The organism is Bartonella sp. AP9QHHD, from assembly GCF_042195625.1.
Taxonomy (GTDB): domain Bacteria; phylum Pseudomonadota; class Alphaproteobacteria; order Rhizobiales; family Rhizobiaceae; genus Bartonella.
Genome location: NZ_JBHIOP010000101.1, coordinates 26576 through 50205, shown reverse-complemented (window position 1 = coordinate 50205; position 23630 = coordinate 26576). Strand labels below are relative to the sequence as shown.

Below are 23630 nucleotides of genomic sequence, written 5' to 3'. Positions count from 1 at the left end.
TGTGTCGATATACGGGAGTGAGGGAAAGACAGAAAATGAAGAGAGTTTTGAGCATCAAGGTTCTTCTCTCAATGCGGATGGCACGATCAACATCACTGCCAAGAAAAAAGATGTGAAAATTGTTGGCTCTGACCTTGCAGGTGAGAATATTAACCTTTCGGCAGCGCATGATGTGAATGTGCTTGTTGGTCATAATAGCCATTCCTCAAGCTCAAAGGAAGAACGTACAGGCTTTGGCATTCAGTTTGAAAAGAGCAACAGCGGTGCTTCTGTAGGTGTTGGAATTGCAAGCGCCAAAGATACGGGCGATCAATGGGAAACCACTTCCACACAATCACACATCACGGCACGCCAAGATGTGCAGATTACTGCTGACAATGATGTGAATTTAAAGCAGCCATTGTTTCGGCGGATCGTGATGTCAACATGGATGCCGGCAATAATATCACCCTATCAGAAAGCTATGATACCTCTAACGCAAAAGAAAAGCATGAAAAGTCTTTTGCTGGTGTGACAACTTCCGTTGATATCGGTGTTCTTGGCACGGTACAAGGCTTAAAAGATTCAGCGGACCGTATGAACAATAAGGATGGCAATAACACCGTTATTAATGGCATACTGACTGGCATGAAAATCAATCACCTCTTTAATAAAGGAGAGAACTTTATTAATTGGCTGACTGGCAATACGGGGGAAAAGGGGAACACAACCAAAGGACTGAGTAGCTCATTAGGAGGATTGGGGGGCTCCACCAAGGATGCTCTTGCCAATATGGCTGGTGCATCTGGCAGTGTAACCGTGGGCTTTAAAACTGAGAAAACAGAAGCCTCTTCTCAAGTCTCCACAGCGGTGACAGATAGCATAGAAGGCGGACGCGCTGTTAACATGCAAGCCCACAAAGGCAGCATTCATGGTGTTGGCGCTGATATTATCGCTGGTACCAATCCAATCTATGTGCTGGAAAATGATGCACAGAGCGGAAAGATCACCATGGAAGCAGGTAAAGATATCATCTTTGAAAGTGCACAAAACACGCAAAGCACACAAAACAGCAGTGAAAGTTCTTCAATGAGTGTTGGCACCGGTTATGGCACGGGTGGCGCAGGGGCAACGGGTAGTGCTTCTTTTAGTCAAGGGGAAGGTTCCAGTGAGGAAGTTCAACACAAAAACAGCCATATTATAGGCACCGGCACTGTTCATACCACGAGTGGGGCAAACACCACATTGGCAGGCGCCGTGGTTTCTGGAGAGCGTGTAGAAATGGAAGTAGGGGGTGATTTTGCCATTACCAGCCGCAGTGATACGGGACAAACTTCCAGCAAGCAAAACTCTGTTTCTGTTGGGTTTGGTGCTGGACAAACGGGTGGTGGGGGCTCCATGAGCGCCTCTTTCCAAAACGATAAATCCTCCAGCGATTATCATAGTGTTGTGGAACAATCAGGCATCAAAGCGGGTGATGGCGGCTTTAATATCATAGTTAAAGACAAAACAACGCTGACCGGAGGCATCATTGCCAGCACCGCGCCGGCAGATAAAAACAGCCTGACCACAGGAAGCATTAGCACCAGTGATATCAGCAACAGTGCCCATGCTAAAGCCAGCAGCCATGGGTTTAGCCTTTCTGGGAATGACACGATAAAAAACATTGCCAAGAATGTTTTAAATCACGGCAAAGCCAAGGATGGAGCAGAAGGGGAAACCAAATCTGCTATCAGCGATGGGACTATCATTCTTACTGATACAACTGGACAGAGGGCGATGGGGCAAGATGCTGGACAAATCATTGGCTCTCTCAACCGCAACACCGCAGCAGCACACCAAGCAGTAGGACAGCTAGATGTCGCATCGCTTGAGGGGGTAGTGCATAATCGCGTAGATATGATCAATGATTTATCGGATGAAGGATTGGGATACTGGGACAAAGTGCGCGAAGTCGCAAATGTTAAAGAACATCCAGTAGGTGAGATTTTGCATGATGAAAATGGCAATGTCCTCTATTTAACCGATGAAAATGGAAAACCTATAAAAGACAGCGATGGAGAATATATTACGCTGTATCACTTTTTAAATGCTGAAGATGAGCAGCATTTACAAGCTGGCTCTGATGGCAACAGGCGTATGTTCTATAATGGTATTTTTAACACACCAGATGAAGCAGCCGGTAATGCTGTCCACTTAGCTGATAATGAACATGAACCCCTTTATTTTACATACCACCCACAAGCTAAAGACAGGCTCGTAGAGTACGGAGTAGCGATTTATGAATATTTTGGGAGATGGAGTAATTCGACCAAGAAGTTACAAGATTTTATCTATCGTTATGGCAATACAGGGGCGATTGTTAGTGCGCATAGCCGTGGTAGTTTGACAGTGGGCAATGGAATGCGTGACTTTGAACAGCGTGGCATTCACGGTATAGCAGAAAAAACAGATATCTATCTTTTTGGACCAGCTGATAACTCTCAATCAATAGCGAATGCACTCTATTATGTGAGTGATGGTAAAAAAGATCATATTTATTTACAAAACCATATATTCGATCCCATTGGTACAGGAATTGGTCACAATCTACCTACTTTTTATAAGGCACCCTTGAGGTTCCCTTATGCAATATTTCCACCAGCAACTCCAATGATAGAGCAAGGGAAAGCTCTAGGCGGCTTTAAATCTAGCACCCATAGGTGTTATGGTAATGCGTCGGCAGCATGTAAACGTGATTATGGAGCACATCATAATGATAATACAAAAATTTATGCACCTTATGCAATTTTAGATAATTTAGGTTTAGGTTATTTATGGAGAAAAAAATGAATACACTGTTTAAATTATTGAGTGGGATAGTTTTATTAAGTATAGCTGGATGTGACATTGAAAACATTGACAAACCTGCTCCAGGGTACGTGAATATGTGGGAGAAGACAGGAGCAGATTCTACTGAGATAGGAAAAGCCTTATTAGAATGTGGAATGCCGAGTCTTATCGATCCTGATTCAGAAAATAAAGAGGTAAACAATAATGGATGGGCAACAATTGATGCCTGTATGGTTCAAGCAGGATTCCACTATAAAGATAAATGGGGAGGAACTTGGTGTCAAAACTATAAAGCCGAAAACTTGCCCATTTGTCAGCCTGGTGCTGTCATCCCGAAGAGAAGTGTCGAAAAGCGCTTAAACAGCCCGTTTTGTAAAAGGTATAAAAATGCATCTGAATGCAAGCCTTAAGTCTTTCTTGTAATGACCAACAATGCGCCATCCTTGCCTTTGCTTGGAATGGCGCGATTGTTTCCTCACGCACATTATTTAACGGATGAAGAACAACAGAATTTACAAAAAGGTTCTGATGGCAAGGTTCATGTTTTTCTCAATGGTATTTTTACAACATCAGATGACGCAGCCCATAATGCGGTTCAGTTGGCTGATAACAAGAATGATCCACACTATTTTCTGATGTTTCCCCATAGCGATTCATTCTTGGTAGATTTGTTCATTGCAGGGTATCAGTATGCTCTAGAAGGTAAGTTGGGTATTTTGACCAATTCGACGAAGAAGTACCAGAATCTGTTGTATAGCCTTGGCAATATAGGATTGCATACTGATGCGCATAGCCGCGGCAGTATGACAGCGGGCAATGGATCGCATGATTTAGAAAAGCATGGTGTTCATGGTATAGCAAAGAAAACAACGATTAATTTCTTTGGACCAGCTTATAATACTCAAAACATGGCAGATACGTTATATATCTTAAGTGATGGAAAGCAGGATTACGTAAACTTGGAAAATCATAAAAATGACTTTGTTGGTACAAAGATTGGCAAAAATCCTTACACTTTTGAGCAAATACCTCCTGGAAGTGGTCCTTGGAAAGAAGCATGGCAAATATTTAAGGGCTACCCCAGTGTCCATGCTTGTTATGGTAATGCAGGTTCAATATGTCGACAGGCTTATGGATTACCTAATCGTACGCCAATTTATTCAAAATATTCAGGAAGAAAAAAATGAAACAAATCTTGAAATTATTAAGTGGTCTCATTCTGTTAAATATTGCTGGATGTAACATCGACAAGCCTCCACCAGGAGTTTTGAGTGCATGGGAGAAACCAGGAGCAGATTTTACTGAGGTAGGAAAAGCATTGTTAGAATGTGGTATGCCAACCCCTTATGATGTTTTTCCAGAAAATAGAAAGCTAAGCATCAATGCAGAGGCTTCCATCGATGCTTGCATGATTCAAGCAGGATTCCGCTACAAATGGGGAGGACCATATTGGTGTTATACTTTTAGAGCTGAAAACCTTCCCATTTGTCGTCCAGGTGCTGTCATACCACAGCGCAGTGTCAAGAAGCGTTTGAACAGCCCTTTTTGTAAAAAGTATAAAAATGCACCTGAATGCCAGCCTTAAGTCTTGCTTCAGCAGAGAAAGCCTTGAATTTACACCAAATAAAGCACCAGGTTGATGAGCTTGAGAAAGCCTTGTCCGTCCTTACGTGACAAGGTTTTCTTTTTATGCCGCGTCGTTATAACGTTGCTGTTTTGCTTGCTCGATGACATTCAAAAGATCCGATTGTAACCAACGGGACAAAAAACCAAATTTTAAAGGTTTTGGGAGAGAGCCATTGGTTACATGACGGCGGAATGTTGAANAAAAGATCCGATTGTAACCAACGGGACAAAAAACCAAATTTTAAAGGTTTTGGGAGAGAGCCATTGGTTACATGACGGCGGAATGTTGAAACACTCATATGAAGCAATTTTGCACTTTCACGGTCTGTTAAAAGAATATCATTTTCTGTCATATTAAAATCCTTTCACTATAAAAATGGTAACAAATCATAACTATTTATTAACCACATTTTGGTTCATTTAGAAAGATGTTTTATTCATAGAAAACAATATTTTATTATACAATTTCTGATGTGATACGTGATGAATCTTATTGAGAAAGAATGAGAGACAAGAGAGCTAAAGTTATCCACAGATAATGGGGTTATTCACCCCATATTTTAGGTTTGACCCGTGACATAAGCCGCCCATTTATCCATATAGACACGGCGCTGTTCTAGATAATCAGTACGACGATAGGCACGCTCTACTTTGCCGCCAACTGTATGACTTAGAATAGTTTCAGCGACCTCATAGGGGGCATCGGTTGTTTCTGCTAGCCAATCGCGTAAACTAGAGCGAAAACCATGGGGGCAAGCTTCAATTTTATTTTTTCTCATATACGCCGCCATCATCGTATGTGAAAGAGGACCACGACCGGTAAGTGAAAAGATGAAATCACTTTTAGAGATACAGCGGGCTTGTTCAATTACTTTTATTGCTTCAGATGATAGGGGCACGCGAAACTCTGTTGTGGCATCACGCTTGCCTTTCATATTCTCAGCAGGGATTGTCCATATATCACCTTCAATCTGATCTTCACGAATATGACGCAAAGGGTTGGTACGAACGCCTGTCAGGATAAGCAGACGCAAAGCTAAATGTTTTATAGTTGTTGTTTTGCAGAGAAATTGGTAAAAAGCCGGCACATCTCTCCAATCCATGGCTGGTAAGCTTTGTTTTTTATGACGTTGTTTGCCTAAGAGAGCGCGTGCTTTTTCTACTGCTTGTAAATCAACATCTAACCCTAATGCAGCCGCATGTTTGAGACAAAGATTAAGACGCATTAGTGCTGTTCGAGCAGTTCCAGCTTTTGTATGCCAAATAGGGGCAAGGGTATCGCGTATCTCTGTTTGGGTAATCTCTGAAACGGGCAGACAGCCTAATTTAGGGAGAATATGGAGGCGTAAATGTAAAAACCAATTACAAGACTCACCATCATTTTTTAATTCAGCTTTACGGCTTTCAAAAGCATCTAGAGCAATATCTTTTAAATAATGGAGATTGCGCATTGCCTCACGCTTTTGTTTGTTGCGTTCTTTAATAGGGTCACGCCCCTCACGTAAAACAGCCCGCCACCTAGTTGCCAATTCACGAGCTTGTTTTAAAGAAACATCTCGCAAGGCACCCAAGCCCATTTCACGGCGCCGACCATGAATGGTATAACGATAAAGCCATTGAGCACCACCATCTTTACGTTTGTGAAGAAGCAAGCCGGCACCATCATTATATTTACCAGCTCCCAATGTTGCTACAGCCCTTGCATTAAGACGATTCATAAGAACCATTTTTACTCCTTTCTTGTACAATTTTTACCCACACATCAACCCCGCTTGTGACGTGCAAGCAAGTGGTTTTGATTGATTCAAGATAAACAGATTTGAAATGAGAGAATCCTACGTTATTCGGGCGTCTAATTCAATATGAACAGAGCTAGATTATCATTATAAATCAATATCTTGTATCGTTAGAGTGTGTAATGAATATTCCTAAGTAAGGTTTGCTTATGACACCTAAAGGAGATTGTGTATTACTTTACGCTTTTGTTTCTTTCGTTCTTTAAGGGGAGAGCGTTCTTCATGCAAAACAAGATCTCCCAAACAAAATACACCTATGTTGTCAATTCATGCGCTTTTCTTAAAGAAATATTTATCAATTCTTCTAAACTTATTTTATGATAGTGCTCGTGAGTGGTATCACGAGAGAGTATCCATGAATAATATAACATCTATTCTGCGCCACTATCTTTATGCTTCATAAATAGAGAAAATTAGCATTATCATACGTTTTGTTAGCCTTTAATGTTTTAATAATTCTTGGCACTTAGGCATTTTCATTCTTTTCTTTAATATTCTTTCATTTACCAATTCTATTTGTGACGCATAAGAAAGCGATTTTGATTGTTTTAAATGTGATGAAGGTAATGAGAAAAAGGTATTTGGAATTGATGATTAAAGTAAAAAAACGATTATTTATCATTGTATATAAATATGTTATCCATAAATACAATCACGTAAAAAGGGGGTAAAACAAGGGGCTAACAAGAAGTTGGATTGTTTACACACGAGAGTTGGTCGGATTCTTCATCTTTTAGGAAAGTCAGTTAAAAAAATTGTTATGTTGTAAAAACGCATGATGAGGATTTTTTTATTATAGAGCAAATAGTATATATGTTATGCAATGCGTTTTTTCATATATTGGGGAGACTTGAGGATAACATGCGTTAAGTATTGTTATTTTATTTGCCTAGCTTCTAATGATGCTACAGCTCTTGTATTTAAAGAGAGTCGTTAAAATGCTTTCTTAAATATTTTTTATCCCTGTGCTAATCTTTTTTTGTGACACGATAAGAAAGTATTTTTTTGATTCAATTATAATGGGTCTTATTCCCTGTTGAATACGATTATAAATCATTATATCGTTTATACGCATGCATAAAAATTCATAAACCTATAAATATCCTTTAGATAAAATATCACTTTTATTTTTGTTTGTGAGAGAAGGCTAGAAATCAAGATCTGCATAGTGAGCACTTGCAACAATTCCGCGGACGCGATCTGTTAAAAGAGAACGAAAAGAAGGGCGTGATTTAATTCTCATATACCAGTCTTTGGCAGCAGGAGATTGTTCCCAGTCAATTTCCCCTAGAAAGTCAAGTACAGAAATAGAGGCTGCTGCTGCTAGATCTGCATAGGACAAGGCAGAACCGACTAAGCTATCGCGAGAGGCACAGAGCCAATTGAGATAGTTCATATGTGGTAAAATATTGGCACGTGCATTGCGTAAAATTTGTGAATTAGGAGCACCACCGCCAATGGCAAGTGGCATTTCACGTTTATGGATTCGTTCTCGTACGATATGGCGCGTTGCTTCATTTTCGAATTTATTTAAGAACCAGTCATTGAGACGGCGTACTTCCGCACGATCTAAAGGATTTTCTGGAAAGAGCTTATTTTCTTGTCGTAAACTTCCATGTGTTTCGTCTAAATATTCGCAGATAACAAGAGGACCTGATAATGGAACCTCGTGTTCATCGAGAAAAACAGGAACATGACCAGCGGGATTGAGGGCTAGAAATTCGTGTCTTCTTGCCCATTCATATTCTTCAATCAGTTGAGTGGTTACACCATATTCCCCAAGAATGAGGCGTATGAAGCGCGAGGCAGAGGATAGGGGAGAGTGAAAAAGTGTCAGCATAATTTACACTATCAAATAGAGTTGAAGAGAATTCTTTCAAGTAATCATTTTTATAAAGATGCTTGACTAGAAGTACAAGATCATTAGTAGCTGCTAGTAATTATAATTAATAAATTGTTAATGACTAGGAATTGTTCTCTTATGCGATGGTTTGCAAAATGGCAGCACGTAATTCTTCTAAACCGATAGCTTTTTCTGAAGAGGTTACAAGAAGCTCAGGATAAGCTGCTGGGCGTTTAAGAAGCTTTGTTTGTGTGCTCATAATTAATTTTTCCAAAGCATTTGATTTGATTTTATCGCTTTTTGTCAAAACAATGTGATAAGAAACAGCTGCTTTATCAAGGAGAGCAAGAACATCTTCATCATTATTTTTGATTCCGTGCCGTGAATCAATCAAGATATATACACGTTTTAACGTTGTGCGCCCCCGTAAATAGCTAAAAATCAAATTTGTCCACGCATCAACAAGATTTTTAGGAGCAGCAGCAAAACCATAACCAGGCATATCTACTAATGCTAGAGGGGGAAGGTCTCCTAGTTGCCCACTGAATCCATCGGGGACAAAATAATTAAGCTCTTGAGTCCGTCCTGGTGTATTTGAGGTACGTGCTAAGCTTTTTTGTTGGACAAGTGCGTTGATTAAAGATGATTTTCCAACATTGGAACGTCCTGCAAATGCAATTTCTGGTGGTCCTTCGGGGGGGAGAAAGCGTATTGCTGGTACACCACGAATAAAAATCCAATTGCGAGAAAAAATTCCAGAAAGGGAAGAATCTCTTGTCATTCATGCACTTCTTTTTTGGGTGATCTTCTCCAGATGGCTTTCAGATTATCAAAAAGCTCAATTTTAACTCCTTGGCGCTTCATCATGATACCTTGCTGAATGATTGATAATATATTGTTCCATGCCCAATAGATGACGAGACCAACAGGGAAAGAGGCGAGCATAAAAGTAAAGACAACAGGCATCCATGTGAATATCATCGCTTGGGTTTGGTCTTGAGGAGCGGGATTCATACGCATTTGTAAAAACATCGTTATTCCCATAATCAAAGGCCATGCACCAATCATAAGAAATGTTGGCGTTGTATATGGCAAGAGACCAAACAAGTTAAAAAGAGAAGTTGGATCGGGTGCCGCTAAATCTTTAATCCAGCCAAAGAAAGGGGCATGGCGCATTTCAATGGTGATATAGAGAACTTTATAAAGAGCAAAGAATATTGGGAATTGAACCAACATCGGCCAACAGCCTGCAAGGGGATTTATTTTTTCGGTTTTATATAGTTCTATTATTGCCTTTTGTTGTTTGGTTTGGTCATCGGGATACTTTTCTTTTATTTCTAGCAACCGCGGTTGTAAAAGCTTCATGCGTGCCATAGATTTATAAGATTTATTGGCTAGAGGGAAAAGAAGAGTTTTTAAGAGCACTGTGACAAGAAGGATGGCGATACCAAAATTCCCTGTTTGTTTATAAAGAATATCAATGAGGGAAAACATTGGTTTGGTGATGAAATCAAACCAGCCCCAATCAATTAAAAGAGCAAACTTTTTGATTTTTAGGTCATTTTGATAACTATTAATAATTTCAACTTGTTTTGCACCAGCAAAAAGACGATTTGTAACAGTTTTTGTTTCATTTGGGGCAATCGTTAAAAGCGACCCTAGCAAGTCAGACTGATAATGTGTTTGCAAACGATCAAAATAAATAAAACGGCTTGTATATTCTTTATTTTGCGGGGGAATAACTGCTACAGCCCAATATTTATCGGTAATACCAATCCAACCTCCTGTTACTTTGGAAAAAGTCACGCTCTTTTGCCCATTATCAGGATTTGGGTCAAGCTCTGCTAAGGTTTTATATTTTTCAGTTTTGAGCGAATCTCCAGCAATACCTATCATACCTTCATGAAGTAAATAGGTTGCATTTGTATGTTCTGGTGGTGCAGCACGTGCAACGCGGGCATAGGACGAGAGATGTATTGGTTGATCACTTTCATTGCTGATAGAATCCTCAATGGTAAACATGAAATGATCATCAACAGAAAGGGTCCGTCGGAAGATTTGTCCCTGTCCATTATTATAAATTAAAGTGATGGGTGTTGAAGGAGTCAGGATTGTATTGTTTCCCTCTATTTGCCATTTTGTATCCGATTGTGGCAAGGCTTTTGCTGGCAAAGACGCACTTGCAAAACCAAATTCAGCAAGGTAGGTTGTTTTGAAACCTTTAGGATTTAGCAAATCGATTTCCGGTGATTTTTTATCGACTGTTAAACGATATTTTTTGAGGTGAAGATCATCAAATTGTGCACCAACAAGATTAATAGAGCCTTCCAGTTCATTGGTTTTGATTGCAATACGCTCTGTTTTGTCCAATACAGCTTTCCGGATTTCAGGTGTCATGGGCTGTTCGATGATAGATGTAGCTTGATACGTTGAGGTATCATCAGAAAAATCTGTCGTGGTAGTAGAAAGGGCTGATTGTTGTTTTGACAATTGCTGTGCGATGACTTGTTGTTTTTGTAACTTTGCTTGTTTGGGAGCAACATGAAGAAATTGCCATGCGATGAGCACTACGAAAGATAAGCCAATAGCGATAAAGAAATTGCGATTATATTCCATCCGTACACCCTTGTTGTTGTTGCTGATGTTTTATTTTTGGTTTTATTCGCCGATTTAATTCACTAATCAAGGATGTAAAAGGTGCATGTAACACATCACGGTACGCTACAATGACATAGTCTGTTCCTGCTTCCATGTGATTTGTTACACCAACTCTCACGGCCTCACGCAAGCGCCTTTTGATACGATTACGTTTCACAGCGTTACCGTTTTTACGGGTAACAGTGAAGCCTACACGTGCAAAAAGAGAATCTTTTCTTTCTGTTGTTTGTTCACGAGATTTAACTTCGAGCAAAAATAAAGGACCACGTCGTTTTTCTCCTGTACGGACAGCCAAAAAGTCTGCTCTTTTGCGAATACGGCAGGGATGTTTTTTCTTCATAAAAGAATATTTCGCAATTTCATTAAATGCCTGCAAGCAGACATTGTAGGTTCATAATAAAAGTTTCACAACGAAGAAACGATGAGCAATCCTCAACGGTTGTGAAAATTTAAATGGTTAAGCAGAAAGCCGCTTACGTCCACGAGCACGTCTTGCAGCAATAATTTTACGTCCTCCAGCTGTGGCCATGCGTGCACGAAACCCATGGCGGCGTTTACGGACAAGTTTAGAGGGTTGGTAAGTACGTTTCATTTATTTAAATACCGCGGAGTGCGGCCCTTCTTAATCTTCGTTTTATGAGTAGTTATGCGCGAGATAAACAATTTTATCCTATCATACGGCTGTTAACCCATAAGGAAAAATATAAAAAAAGTCAATCTTAGATTGTTTTTCTCTCTCTTGAAAGAATACAAAACACCTTATAACTATCTGTAACGCTTTTTTACAATACTGTAGGAGTGTTAGAAAATAACGATTGAAGCTACAGAACATAAATAGCTAGGGCCTTAAAGAATTAAAGAAGGTGTGACTGATTACTGTATGCTCAATTTAAAATATCCTTTAGGATTAAGAGTTTTTTTCAGTTTTTGTTTTTACAAAATTTTTATCAGAATATTCATTAAAGTGGTTGTAGCACAAACGTGATTGATAGGATTTTATAGCAGATTTTATGTTTGAACTTCTTTATTTTAAGGATGGTTTCATATTTTTAAAGAGATAAGAGATGTATACTTTATAATGCTGAGTAAAGTAGAAAATTATCAAGTGATGAACAAAATTATCAGGTGATGAACCTTGTAAGTATTTTTCGTTCTTATGCTTATATTTGCTGGTATTTTTATAGAGAGGAAAGAACATGGATCTTATCACAAGTGAGGCTGTCCGCAACGTATTACGTACAATCAAAGGACCAGATCTTGAAAGCGATATTGTGTCGTTGGGTCTTCTTTCAGAAATATTGATTGCTGATGGTAAGGTTTTCTTTTCCATTACAGTTCCTGATGGAGGTGTGCAAAAATGGGAATCATTGCGTCGTTCTGCTGAAAAGGTGGTATGTGCTTTGGAGGGAGTGAAATCTGCTGTTGTTACACTTACAGCAGAAAAAATAACAAAGACAGCACCTAGTCGGAGAGCAAATCTCTTACCGATCAAAATGCCCATAGAAGGTGTGCGGCATGTGATTGCTGTTGCTTCTGGAAAAGGAGGGGTCGGAAAATCTACGATGGCAATAAATATCGCCTTAGCTTTACAAGATTCTGGTTTCAAAACGGGGGTGATGGATGCTGATATTTATGGTCCTTCGTTGCCACGTTTGACAGGACTTGTTAATCAAAAACCACAGCTTATTGGAGAAAAAAAGATTCAACCTCTTGAAAAATTTGGACTTAAATTGATGTCGATGGGGTTTTTGGTTGAGGAAGAAAAGCCGGTAGTATGGCGTGGTCCTATGGTTATGGCAGCTGTAACGCAATTGTTACGAGATGTTGTATGGGGCCCTATGGACGTTTTAGTCGTGGATATGCCGCCCGGTACAGGGGATGCACAATTAACGCTTGCCCAACAGGTACAATTAACAGGTGCGTTGGTTGTCTCTACGCCCCAAGATCTTGCTTTAGTGGATGCACGTAAAGCAATAGAAATGTTCATGAAAGTTAATGTTCCTATTTTAGGACTCATTGAGAATATGAGTTATTTTATCGCTCCTGATACGGGAAAACGCTATGATATTTTTGGCTATGGTGGTGCACGGGCAGAAGCGGAACGTCGAGAACTCCCTTTCTTAGGGGAAATACCGCTTGATGCAGCTTTACGATTTTCTTCAGATGAGGGAATCCCTATTTTTGTTGCTAAGCCTAGTGAAGAGCATGCTAAACTATATCGTAAAATTGTTGATCAAATAAAAAATCAACTCTTTTGAATGGGGGGGTGTTTAAGAGAGTTTATTAAAACACAATCATGAAAGACATAAAAATAGTCGCTTCTTTGTAAGAGGAAGTTTTAATGTGTGAATGGAATATATAGGTTAAATAAACAAAAAATTATTCATGCGTTTGGATAACCTGAAGGGGAACAAAATTGAAGAGCTAGAGCCGTGAGGTAGAAAAAATATTGGACTTGAGGCAAAAAGAAGAAGACCGAAAATAAAAATAATTTAGAAAAATTGTAAAAGGTTGTAAAAAATATTTTAAAAATCATTTTTTGATACGAATTTTCTTGATATAAATCTTAAAATTTCTTTTTAGAAGCATTCATTTTTTGCAAAGTAGCTTCAAGAGCCATTGTTAAAGCATTCCTTCCTCCTTGTTGAGAAAAGTAATTTGACAAAAATTCATTTGTTCCACCCTTTGTTGAAAACTCTTTTTCAAGCAGTGCAAAATCGAGAGATACAGAACGATCCGTTGCTATAGTTTTACGCATTTCATCTGTAAGATTTCCAAACATCATGGTAAGGAATTCTGCTGATTGTTGTTTTTTTAACCCTTGTGTTATAAACCATTGATGGGCAGTTTTTATAAAATTAAAATATACTCCCATAAGTGAACCAGCTGTCATAAAAAGATTAAACTGCTCTTCCTTATCCAGCACCAATGTGCCCCCCAATGCATCAAATAAAGTGCGCAAAAAGGGATGATTGGGATAGATTGGTGTCAAATTTTTGCATTCTGCAACAAAAGGTAATGGAACAGCACGATAAACTTTATGATTAATCCACTCTTCTATTTCTGCTGCTTTTGCCATAGCAAGTACGGAAATAACCAGCTGTTCTGGACGAAAACAAAGAGAGCGCAAAACGTCTTCTGCAATTTGATTGGGCAAGCAAAGAAAAACACAATCACTAACATCGAGCAACGCTTGGTTATTTTCAGCAATCATAACTTTATCATAAGTGCGTGAAAGGCGCTTTGCTGTTTGTGCATTGCGAGGCGAAACAATAATGGAAGAAACATCAAAGTTGCTTGTCATTAAGCCATTCACCATTGAAGCACTGATTGTACCCGTTCCCAAAAAGCCAAGTCTCATTATCTATTTCTCAGTTTCATATTTTAAAAGGAATTTCAATCAACATCTCAGGTGTTTTAACTAACATAAACGCTAATTGAAGAAGCAACACATAACATAGCAAGAATAATCAAAACCAAATAGATTTTGGGCTTGTCAAAGAGAACGGCAAAAGCAGAAAACCAACCAACAACAGCTGCGGCTAATGCAAATAAAAAACCTGGTTTATTCATAAGCACAATATGCATTGCCATTAAACCACCAATAATTAGCGCTCCAAAAATGATGAGCAAACCTGTTGCAAACTTTTCATAATCATCCATATTTCGCTCCTTATAGCGCTCAATTATTACACACTTTTTAACGCATATGCACATAAAAACGAAATGTTTTTTATTGAATATGGTTAAAACGGGGGGTGCCGTTTATTGATCAGATGTAAAAAATGCAGGGATATGCTGTGGCCAACGCCAAGGTAAAATTGCAATTAAATCAAAGCGTACAGACAAAAGGGCATAATCTTTTTGCCGTGCGAGCCAAATATCGGCAGCTGCCTCAATTCGCTTTTCATTCATTCGGGAAACCGCTTCCATTGCTTCAGCCAACGTTGAACGTGCTTTAACTTCAACGATTAACACAAGATTTCCGCGTCGTGCAATTAAATCAATTTCTCCACATTTTGTTTTAAAACGCCTTTCGGCAATGTGAAACCCTTTGCAACGTAGCCACAAAGCTGCCAATTTTTCTGCACGAACCCCTCGATAAAAAGACTTTTGTCTGCGTTTTTTTTGTATCATTTTACGCATTTTTTAAAAAGATTAATCGCTGAAAAAGTTCCTGCTTTTTAAAACCGGTTTTTTTTGCAACAAAAGCTGCCGCTTGAGCAGCAGAATGTGTCCGTGCGCGTTCTAATAGCATTTCATCAATTTCTTGATCACTTATCACATTTAAAGAAGAAGATGATTCTCCAACAAGGACAACAATTTCCCCACGAATATGTGCTTGTTTTCTGTAATTTTCTAACAAATTTCCCAAATTGGAAACATCTACTGTTTCAAACTTTTTTGTTAATTCACGACAAATGGCAGCAGGTCGATCAGCCGAAAAAAGAGTGACCATATCCTGTAAAGTTTCAACAAGACGATGCGGTGATTCATAAAAAATCAAAGTTGCTGGAATCTCTTTTAATTGTTCCAACCGTTTTCGGCGCTGTAGCTTTCGTGCACTCAAAAAACCTGCAAAAAAAAAGCTATCAGTAGGAAGCCCTGTCGGTATAAGAGCGGCTAAAAGAGCGGATGCTCCAGGAATAGGAATAATTTTATGACCAGCTTTACGGGCCTCTTCCACCAATCGAAATCCAGGATCAGAAATAAGTGGTGTTCCGGCATCTGAAACAAGTGCTACTGTTTTGTTTTCTGCTAAAGCCGCTAAGAGCTTCGGACCCGCTTTTTGCGCATTATATTCATGATAGAGAAAAGGTTTTTTTTGAATACCGTAACGTTCCAACAAAACACGTGTTACTCGCGTATCCTCACACGCTAAAATATCAATTCCTGCAAGTACTTGCAAAGCACGAAGCGTAATATCTGCAAGATTTCCGATAGGTGTTGCCACAAGATAAAGCCCTGATTCTATAACGGGTGCAGAATAAGCATGTGCACCTATAAAATATGCTTTTTCACACATGCTCTTTTCTTTTCATTAAATTCTCCTCACCACAAGATTTTTATCCATACTCATAAGCCATTTTAGCTCATTTTTTACCAGCACATTTTTTATCATTACAAAGGCTTACCTTATTCGAATAATCGATTACACTACAATAAGATAATTTCATATTTAATATCTTAATTTAACATTATTATCTATTTTGATCCGCGTTATTTTTTCCAGTAAAACAAATTCCAAATGTAACCAATATTCTATCTACCCCATGATTTTCTATAAAGTTTTTCCTTCGAGAACCAAAAAACAATTTTACCCAATGTTATAATCTCATGCTTGTTTGTGCTCTTTTAAAAGCTAAGCTTTTTAGATTATTTCCATAACGCCGATTTTTCAAATATTCTATTGATATCCAAACTGTTTTTCTGAGCAAATGTAAACAGCCCCTTTTGAAACACATACAGTTAACTGGCAGCTGACTTGATCAAATATAAGCTCTTATCAGCAAAATACTTTATTTTTTCATATTCTCTACAGCTTTAACAGTATACAGTATAATGAGTACCTTAGAAAAGTTTAAGGCTAAATTTTATCTTAAACATTTGATTTATAATAGAAAATTTATTATTTTGCCTATTAATTAGGAGCTTTAAATATCGTAACATTATCTCAGCTCTTCTTATAGTCAATTAATCAAAATCATTTTTGTGCATCTTGAAACCTCCTTAAAACAAAGATTATCGCCTCATTGGAGATCGCAGAGAAAATAATGCTGTTAGCTTGTACTTTTTATTTCATAAATATGGAACTGTTCGTTCACAGGATTGCGTTATACCTTTTTCGGATAGTGTCGCAAAATTATTGTTTGATATGAGAGCTATCTCTTAAAAACAAGCCCATGACTGAACAACACAAGTCTGCTTTAATTTTGGATACCTTATTTTTTCTGAAGGATATGCTCCCATAAAAAAACGTAAGTAATAAAAGCGGGGACAATACGTTATCTCTTCTTTTTAGAGGATATTGTGATGCTTTTGAAAGTTTTAAAACCGAATGGACAGATGATAGTAAAGAGGAAAACAGTTTTTTCCTTTCAGATTTGATGTTCTTGCTAAATGAAGCTGTATTTTCGTTTCAGAGATTACTCAAATAGAATATGCAATATTTTTGCTCTAGCTACAAAAGCTGGAACGGCGTGCAGAGCTTTCATTCACCTTAATCTTTCTTTTAAATATACCACTTGTGTTCAATTTGGATGTTGATTTACAAGCAATAGCGAAAGCACAAGCTTTATAAAAAAAACAACTCTATAAAACGCGTCATAGAGTGGTCATGAAAGCTATTTTGTTTTTTATCAGGTGTTTTGCTAATAGCGATAGTCTCCATGGCTTGGCATCTGCTTATTCTTACGGTATTTGTACACATTCATTGCAGTATATTGGTAAGGTTAGATGCAAGGCGATTATCCTTGATGCAAAAATAAAAGGTTAATGTGAGATTAAAGATTTTTTCGTGTCATTATCAGTAGAAACATTATAAAGGGCTTGAACAAGCATGCTCTTTATCTCTTTATCTCACAATGTTTTTTCTACATTCATTCGTGGTTTTTCTTGAGTGAGCATTACTTGGCAAGTGTAGGAGAAAAAATAAACTTGAATTGTACCTCCGTAGGTTTTGCTCTTGGCTAGTTAAAACGACTGATGTTTCTTATGAGAGGGCTAAAAGCATTTTGGATCATATGGGAGAGGGGGTAAAGTAGAACGGGCTTATTTTCCTTCAGGTTTTCGAGAACCGCGGCTGTTCCTTTATCGCAGAATTGTCAAGAATATATTTATTATTGTTTTGTCATTTAGATAAAAAATTTTTGATAAAAATATGTTATGTTTTTCTATTGAAAAAATTCATGCGGTGAAGAGAGTATTTTATATGAGAATAGAGTTCTTTTTACATTGTGAAAGAACGTATGCAGGAAGGTGATTGATAGATTTCTGATCTGAGGGAAATATTTTTATCCATTGCGTTTTGTATATTTCAATTTTAGGAAAATGAACAATGATTATACATTGGGGAATTACATATTGGGATAGAAGGGGCCCTCATTGCCTTGCGGACAGATCCAAGTGATATTTTGGTTTGGATCTTTGATATCGCATGTTTTACAATGTATGCAATTTGAAGCGTTTATCATATAAGTCAGATGATCATTATCCTCTAGCCACTCGTAGACAGCGGCGGGACAATAGCGTGTAGAGGGTCCTCCATAGATTGCATATTCAGAGTCCTTTTGCTTTTTTAATGAGGCTATTTTTAAATGACAAGGTTGATTTTCTTCATGATGCGTATTGGAAAGGGCAACACTTGAAAGGCGATCAAAGGTTACAACGCCATCTGGTTTTGGGTAAGAAATGGGTTGAAATTTTTCTGCTGGTTCAAGGCATGCATAATCTTCCTTTCCGTGGGAGAGTGTTTTAAATAAGGAAAATCCGAACAGTTGTTGCCACCACATATCAAAACCAGCAAGTTTAATTCCATATTTTGTCCCATATTTTGCCCAGAGCGGTTTGGCATTTCGCACTTTATAAAGATCTTTGCCAATGAGCCCTTTTCGCCACTGTTCTTCGATTTCTTTAACCTCATCATGGGCACGCCCTTGTGCAAGAGCGGTAGCCATTTTATCGGCAGCTAATATGCCAGATAAGATGGCATTGTGTGATCCTTTGATACGAGGAACATTGACAAATCCAGCAGAGCAGCCAATAAGCGCCCCACCAGGAAAGGTGAGTTTTGGTACAGATTGCCAACCTCCTTCGCTGATAACACGTGCACCATAGGAAAGACGTTTTGCGCCTTTAAAGATTTTATAGAGTTTTGGATGTGTTTTAAAACGTTGAAATTCTTCAAAGGGAGAAAGATAAGGATTTTTGTAATCTAAGTGCACAACAAAACCGACAGAAATGATATTGTTTTCTTGGTGATAAATAAAGCCACCGCCACCGGTATTATTGTCTAGGGGCCAACCAGTGAAATGTTGTACTAAACCGCGTTGGTGTTTGTTGGGGGCAATTTCCCAGAGCTCCTTGAGACCAAGACCAAATTTTTGTGGTTCTCGATTTTTGCTAAGATTAAAATGTTGTATCAGTTGTTTTGCAATTGAGCCGCGTGCTCCTTCCGCAATCAGAGTATATTTTGCTAATAAAGCCATCCCAGGCATATAATTTTTTCCAGGGGTTCCATCTTTGTTAAGCCCCATATCACCGGTGAGAACACCAATGATAGCTCCGTTATCTTTTTGGATGATGGGTTCTGTTGCTGCAAAACCAGGATAGATTTCAACACCCAACGCTTCAGCTTTTTTGCTTAGCCAGCGGCAGACGCTCCCAAGCGAAACGATATAACATCCGTTATTTGATAAGATTTTAGGGTGCAAAATATTGGGAAATACTGTGGACTTTTGAGGCTTTAGAAAAAAAAATTGGTCTTGTGTGACAGGGGTTGTGAAGGGATGGTCGTTATCATTTCGCCATTCTGGTAAGAGTGTGTCGATACCAATGGGGTCAACAACTGCGCCAGAGAGAATATGTGCACCAACTTCGGTTCCTTTTTCAACAATTGTGACAGAAAGCTCAGGATTAATTTGTTTAAAACGAATTGCGGCAGAAAGCCCTGCAGGTCCTGCTCCGACAATGACTATGTCAAACTCCATACTTTCACGTTGGTCATGCAGAGGTGCTTTCATGGCTTATAAAGCTTTCTCCAATTCTGGAATAATTTGGTGGAGATCACCTACAAGGGTGTAATCGGCAATTTGCATGATGGGAGCTTCTTCATCTTTATTAATGGCAACAATAATTTGTGCATCCATTATACCGGCTACATGCTGGATTGCACCGGAAATGCCAACGGCGATATAGAGTTCAGGGGCAACGACTTTTCCTGTTTGTCCAATTTGCCAATCATTGGGAGCATAGCCTGCATCCACTGCTGCGCGGCTGGCACCTAAAGCAGCATTTAATTTGTTTGCAAGAGGAAGAAGCAGGGCCATAAATTTCTCTTGAGAACCAAGACCACGCCCGCCTGATATAATAACACGTGCTGAGGTGAGCTCAGGACGATCACTTTTGTTTGTCTCTGCTTTTACGAAAGAAGAAAGATTTGGATTGGGAGCTGGTGTTATTGTTTTAATGGGAGCAGAATTATTTTGGGAAGGCGTTGGGGTGAAAGAAGCGGTGCGAACTGTTATAATCTTTTTATAATCATTGGTGCGTACAGTTTCAAATGCATTGCCTGCATAAATTGGTCGTTTGAAGGTATTGGGTGAAAGAATGGCGGTAATATCTGAAATTTGCATAAGATCAAGAAGAGCTGCTACGCGCGGCATCACATTTTTCCCAGTACTGCTGGATGCTGCCATGATCACATCATAATCCTTTGCTAACATGAGAATTGTATCTGACATAGGCTCGGCAAGTTGATGGGCTAAATAGTCTGCTTTTGCAATAAGAACTTGCCGCACACCATTAAGTTTAGCACTATTTTCCGCTATCGTTTGAATTTTTTCTCCGCAAACCAGAATATCGATATCATTACTGAGTACGCGTGCAGCGGTGAGTGCTTTTGCTGTTTCTTCTGTATTATGATCGGCCAATAAAAGAATTGCCATAAGTTTTTGCCCTTTTATGTGAGTGTTGCTTTTACTCTAGTGGTGAGAATATTAAATGCAGTTCTTCTGTTTTAAGGCTCTGACAAGTTCTACTACATTTGCCACTTTTATACCGGATTGACGGGGTTTTGGCTCTTCAACGCTTAAAATTATTAAGCGTGCTTTCGTATCGACGCCAAGATCAGTAAGAGATTTTTGTTCAATGATTTTCTTTTTTGCTTTCATGATATTGGGGAGAGAGGTGTAACGCGGTTCATTGAGCCGTAGATCGGCGGTCATAACCATGGGAAGGGGAAGACAAAGGGTTTGTGTTCCATTATCAACTTCACGAGTAACTGTAGCATGCCCATTTTCTATGTTAAGATGTGAGGCAAAAGTTGCTTGTCCCCACCCAAGAAGAGCAGCGAGCATTTGTCCTGTTTGGTTGCTATCGTCATCAATTGCTTGTTTTCCTAAAAAGACCATGTCGGGTTTTTCTTCATCAACAATGGTTTTGAGAATCTTAGCAATTGCTAAGGGTTCAAGTGTTTGATCCGTTGTGACAAGAAGTGCGCGATCAGCTCCCATTGCAAGTCCTGTTCGTAGAGTTTCTTGAGCTGCTTCTGGGCCAATTGAAACAAGAAGAACTTCTGAAATTTTACCGGATTCTTTTTGGCGAATGGCCTCCTCCACGGCTATCTCATCAAAAGGATTCATAGACATTTTTACGTGAGACAGATCAACGCCTGTACTATCGGGTTTGACGCGTATCTTGATGTTATAATCAACAACACGTTTGACAGCGACAATTATCTTCATAATGATCCTCTTTGTTTGTATGTTACAAGTTTATAGCAATACTCATAAGAAACCAAATTGTTTAGAATGAAGTCTCAATTTATAACTTGTGTTCTCTTTCGTATAAGCTTTTTTATGTTTACTTGTACTTTCTCGTCGTCATTTTCAATCTTCATATTTTTGCATTGCCATAATTGCCTTATTTGCTTGAATAAAAAGTAAAAAAATCAAACTGTCTTGTGAGAATATTCTTTTTTAGTTTCTTATGCTTTGTTTATGATGGTGCAATAGGTCCTTTATGCAATGAAAAATTAAGTGAAAAAGATAAAAATGGGGGAATGATTTTGCTCTTCAAATCTTGAAGACAGAAAAATTAAAGATCTTTCTTTCAAATATTTTAGATAAAGATTGGGGAAAATATTTCTAACAAAAAATTTTTGGAAGTTCTTAAAGCTCTATTTACTAAAATAGAGCACACTTTCTCATCATTTGTTGCGATTCTTTTCAAAAAGGTTAATGAGGGGTAGGCGTTTGTGAATACGAAGGGTCATACGATCGACCAGGCGACCAAACAGGTTAGGAACGATAAAGTCTTTTCTTTTGTTGAACAGAAAGAGAGAATGGATACTTCTGTAGAAGTAACGATGTCGGATATTGCTCAAAAATTACGCACCGTTTATGCGCAAATGCAAATGAAGCATTCGCCTCGTTCTTTAATGCAGCAGAATTCGGTAGAAGAGCATTTTAAATCTTATTTAGATGATATTAGTCGGGCCATTTTGGCTGAACATTATATACGTCGTCAAAGAGAAAAAAAGCTTTTCCAGTCTTTAGAGCAGATTAAAACAATTGTTCAAAGTTTGCAGAGTGAAAAAAAAAGCTTAGAAGAAGCAGCGGTAACACGACGGGTGTCTCGTTCAAAATCACCTGATTCTGTTGTACAAAAACTTGCTCACATGGAATGTGAGGGAAATCAAGAACGCTTATTACTTCAAAAGGTGCAAAATTATTCGAAAGAAAACAGCATAATTTCACTCCAAACAAATGTTGAAAATACGTTGCAGCAAGAAAATAGAAGCCCTTTGCCCAGTGATGCTCTGCAATCTTCTTTTAAAAAGGTTGAGGGAGTAGTGAAGCATGCTGTGATAAAAGAAAAGGGGATGATGGGTGCTCAGGCATCTAATCATTGCATTGAGAATGATTTTTCTTCTTTAAGGACGCAGTCTCGGGAACATGTGTCGTTTTTATCTTATTTGCTAAAAAAAGGTGTTCTTTGTTTTTTAACCGTTGCATTTGTGGTAGCGATAACGTTATGTTTTTATAGCTTTTTAAAAGGAGCTCGTTTTTTTTAATTTTTATGATGTTGATGTTAATAGATGTGAAATGTATTGCGCATTCGTGTTTGTGCGGAAGCTATAGCAACTAAAATTATCCTTTTAAACACGCAACAGAGATTATTGGAAAAGAGGATAATTGGAGAAGGATTCTCTAATTGTAAAAAAAACCTCAAATTATCTTGAAGGTTCTGTAAGTGAGTATTTATTTACCAATTGCTGAAATGTCACTCAATATGCTGATCTTGATTGGTATGGGAGTCGTTGCTGGTTTTTTTTCAGGACTTTTTGGAATCGGTGGTGGGTTTCTTATCACGCCGTTATTGATTTTTTATAATATTCCTCCTGCTATTGCTGTTGGAACAGGTGCTAACCAGATGATTGCTTCATCTGTAACAGGAGCAATTACACATTTTAGAAGACGTACGCTCGATATTAAACTTGGTATTCTTTTGGCGATTGGAGGAGGGATTGGTTCTTTAATCGGGATTCAGGTTTTCTCTGTTTTGAAAAAGTTAGGTCAATTAGACTTAATGATTTCGCTTCTTTATGTGATTCTTCTTGGAAGTGTAGGAAGCTTGATGATCGTTGAAAGTTGGTATGATATGATGCGCAAGCGTAAGGCAGGAAAAGCCAATATTCGTCTTGCTGGTCGACATAATTGGATTCATCGCTTACCCTTAAAAATGCGTTTTCGGACATCTATGATATATGTTAGCATTATTCCAGTTTTAGGGATTGGTCTCATTGTGGGGTTGTTGTCTTCTATTATGGGAATTGGTGGGGGGTTCTTTATGATCCCAGCATTGATTTATCTTCTGCGTGTTCCAACCAGTGTGGTGATTGGGACTTCACTTTTTCAGATTACATTTGTGTCTTCTTTCACGACAGTTTTGCAAAGTATGACTAATCAGTCCGTTGATATTGTCTTGGCTTTTTTGTTAATGCTTGGAGGAAGTATTGGTGCGCAATATGGAACACGGGTTGGACGGAAGTTAAAGGCTGAACAATTGCGTATGGCACTTGCATTTTTAGTGTTGATTGTGTGTATGCGTCTTGCTTTTCAATTATTTATACGCCCTGATAATCTTTTCTCTCTGGATATTCTTATGAGATAAAA

20 protein-coding genes and 2 pseudogenes are annotated in these 23630 nt (G+C 38.5%); 8 read left to right on the top strand and 14 right to left on the bottom strand.

The window, feature by feature from the left end:
• The 4 genes and pseudogenes from ACFIK4_RS09045 to ACFIK4_RS09030 form a co-directional block, all read left to right on the top strand.
• A pseudogene (locus ACFIK4_RS09045) lies at positions 1–2811 on the top strand (hemagglutinin repeat-containing protein); the annotation flags it as partial.
• Positions 2808–3221, top strand: coding sequence for a hypothetical protein (locus ACFIK4_RS09040; protein WP_375675788.1), 414 nt, complete (start codon positions 2808–2810; stop codon positions 3219–3221). The pseudogene ACFIK4_RS09045 and the gene ACFIK4_RS09040, both read left to right, overlap by 4 nt.
• Before the next feature lie 12 nt (positions 3222–3233).
• Entirely contained in the window at positions 3234–3998 is a 765-nt protein-coding gene (locus tag ACFIK4_RS09035; RefSeq protein WP_375675787.1) for a hypothetical protein, read from the top strand.
• Positions 3995–4396: a hypothetical protein gene (locus ACFIK4_RS09030; protein ID WP_375618845.1), complete on the top strand. Its 402-nt coding sequence runs from the start codon at positions 3995–3997 to the stop codon at positions 4394–4396. The genes ACFIK4_RS09035 and ACFIK4_RS09030 overlap by 4 nt, the downstream gene beginning before the upstream one ends.
• A 102-nt stretch (positions 4397–4498) precedes the next feature.
• Here the strand turns inward: ACFIK4_RS09030 and ACFIK4_RS09025 are convergent.
• From ACFIK4_RS09025 to rpmH, 7 genes and pseudogenes are all read right to left on the bottom strand, one after another.
• A pseudogene (locus ACFIK4_RS09025) lies at positions 4499–4790 on the bottom strand (helix-turn-helix transcriptional regulator).
• 207 nt (positions 4791–4997) lie between these two features.
• Entirely contained in the window at positions 4998–6164 is a 1167-nt protein-coding gene (locus ACFIK4_RS09020) for a tyrosine-type recombinase/integrase (protein ID WP_375675786.1), read from the bottom strand.
• A gap of 1216 nt (positions 6165–7380) precedes the next feature.
• Entirely contained in the window at positions 7381–8073 is a 693-nt protein-coding gene (locus tag ACFIK4_RS09015; protein WP_375612254.1) for a glutathione S-transferase family protein, read from the bottom strand.
• Between the two features lie 139 nt (positions 8074–8212).
• The gene (gene yihA, locus ACFIK4_RS09010) at positions 8213–8857 is read right to left on the bottom strand and encodes a ribosome biogenesis GTP-binding protein YihA/YsxC (protein ID WP_375652905.1); all 645 of its coding nucleotides are present in this window, start codon (positions 8855–8857) and stop codon (positions 8213–8215) included.
• The gene (gene yidC / locus ACFIK4_RS09005) at positions 8854–10692 is read right to left on the bottom strand and encodes a membrane protein insertase YidC (protein WP_375675785.1); all 1839 of its coding nucleotides are present in this window, start codon (positions 10690–10692) and stop codon (positions 8854–8856) included. Before yidC ends, yihA begins: the two co-directional genes overlap by 4 nt.
• Positions 10682–11074, bottom strand: a complete 393-nt coding sequence (gene rnpA, locus ACFIK4_RS09000; protein WP_375612257.1) for a ribonuclease P protein component — start codon at positions 11072–11074, stop codon at positions 10682–10684. The genes yidC and rnpA overlap by 11 nt, the downstream gene beginning before the upstream one ends.
• Before the next feature lie 117 nt (positions 11075–11191).
• Entirely contained in the window at positions 11192–11326 is a 135-nt protein-coding gene (gene rpmH, locus ACFIK4_RS08995) for a 50S ribosomal protein L34 (protein WP_375612258.1), read from the bottom strand.
• Positions 11327–11930: 604 nt separating this feature from the next.
• Here rpmH and ACFIK4_RS08990 point away from each other — a divergent pair.
• The gene (locus tag ACFIK4_RS08990; RefSeq protein ID WP_375612259.1) at positions 11931–12992 is read left to right on the top strand and encodes an Mrp/NBP35 family ATP-binding protein; all 1062 of its coding nucleotides are present in this window, start codon (positions 11931–11933) and stop codon (positions 12990–12992) included.
• A 308-nt stretch (positions 12993–13300) separates the two neighbouring features.
• Here the strand turns inward: ACFIK4_RS08990 and ACFIK4_RS08985 are convergent, their stop codons facing one another.
• The 4 genes from ACFIK4_RS08985 to rsmI form a co-directional block, all read right to left on the bottom strand.
• Positions 13301–14095, bottom strand: coding sequence for a pyrroline-5-carboxylate reductase (locus tag ACFIK4_RS08985; protein ID WP_375675784.1), 795 nt, complete (start codon positions 14093–14095; stop codon positions 13301–13303).
• 56 nt (positions 14096–14151) lie between these two features.
• The gene (locus ACFIK4_RS08980; RefSeq protein ID WP_375612261.1) at positions 14152–14397 is read right to left on the bottom strand and encodes a hypothetical protein; all 246 of its coding nucleotides are present in this window, start codon (positions 14395–14397) and stop codon (positions 14152–14154) included.
• A gap of 102 nt (positions 14398–14499) precedes the next feature.
• Positions 14500–14868, bottom strand: a complete 369-nt coding sequence (locus ACFIK4_RS08975) for a YraN family protein (protein WP_375613510.1) — start codon at positions 14866–14868, stop codon at positions 14500–14502.
• A gap of 4 nt (positions 14869–14872) precedes the next feature.
• Positions 14873–15760: a 16S rRNA (cytidine(1402)-2'-O)-methyltransferase gene (gene rsmI, locus ACFIK4_RS08970; protein ID WP_375613498.1), complete on the bottom strand. Its 888-nt coding sequence runs from the start codon at positions 15758–15760 to the stop codon at positions 14873–14875.
• Positions 15761–17071: 1311 nt separating this feature from the next.
• Here rsmI and ACFIK4_RS08965 point away from each other — a divergent pair.
• Positions 17072–17230: a hypothetical protein gene (locus ACFIK4_RS08965; protein ID WP_375638534.1), complete on the top strand. Its 159-nt coding sequence runs from the start codon at positions 17072–17074 to the stop codon at positions 17228–17230.
• 580 nt (positions 17231–17810) lie between these two features.
• Here the strand turns inward: ACFIK4_RS08965 and ACFIK4_RS08960 are convergent.
• The 3 genes from ACFIK4_RS08960 to ACFIK4_RS08950 are packed head-to-tail and all read right to left on the bottom strand — an operon-like array spanning position 17811 to position 21197.
• The gene (locus tag ACFIK4_RS08960) at positions 17811–19475 is read right to left on the bottom strand and encodes a 4Fe-4S dicluster domain-containing protein (RefSeq protein ID WP_375638536.1); all 1665 of its coding nucleotides are present in this window, start codon (positions 19473–19475) and stop codon (positions 17811–17813) included.
• Positions 19476–19478: 3 nt separating this feature from the next.
• Complete coding sequence (locus ACFIK4_RS08955) at positions 19479–20399, bottom strand: electron transfer flavoprotein subunit alpha/FixB family protein (protein WP_375613500.1); 921 nt, start codon at positions 20397–20399, stop codon at positions 19479–19481.
• Positions 20400–20450: 51 nt separating this feature from the next.
• Positions 20451–21197, bottom strand: a complete 747-nt coding sequence (locus tag ACFIK4_RS08950; RefSeq protein WP_375628246.1) for an electron transfer flavoprotein subunit beta/FixA family protein — start codon at positions 21195–21197, stop codon at positions 20451–20453.
• Between the two features lie 512 nt (positions 21198–21709).
• Between ACFIK4_RS08950 and ACFIK4_RS08945 the strand changes: the two genes are divergently transcribed.
• Positions 21710–22528, top strand: a complete 819-nt coding sequence (locus ACFIK4_RS08945) for a hypothetical protein (RefSeq protein ID WP_375638539.1) — start codon at positions 21710–21712, stop codon at positions 22526–22528.
• Between the two features lie 179 nt (positions 22529–22707).
• The gene (locus tag ACFIK4_RS08940) at positions 22708–23628 is read left to right on the top strand and encodes a sulfite exporter TauE/SafE family protein (protein ID WP_375613503.1); all 921 of its coding nucleotides are present in this window, start codon (positions 22708–22710) and stop codon (positions 23626–23628) included.
• The last annotated feature ends 2 nt before the right edge of the window (positions 23629–23630 follow it).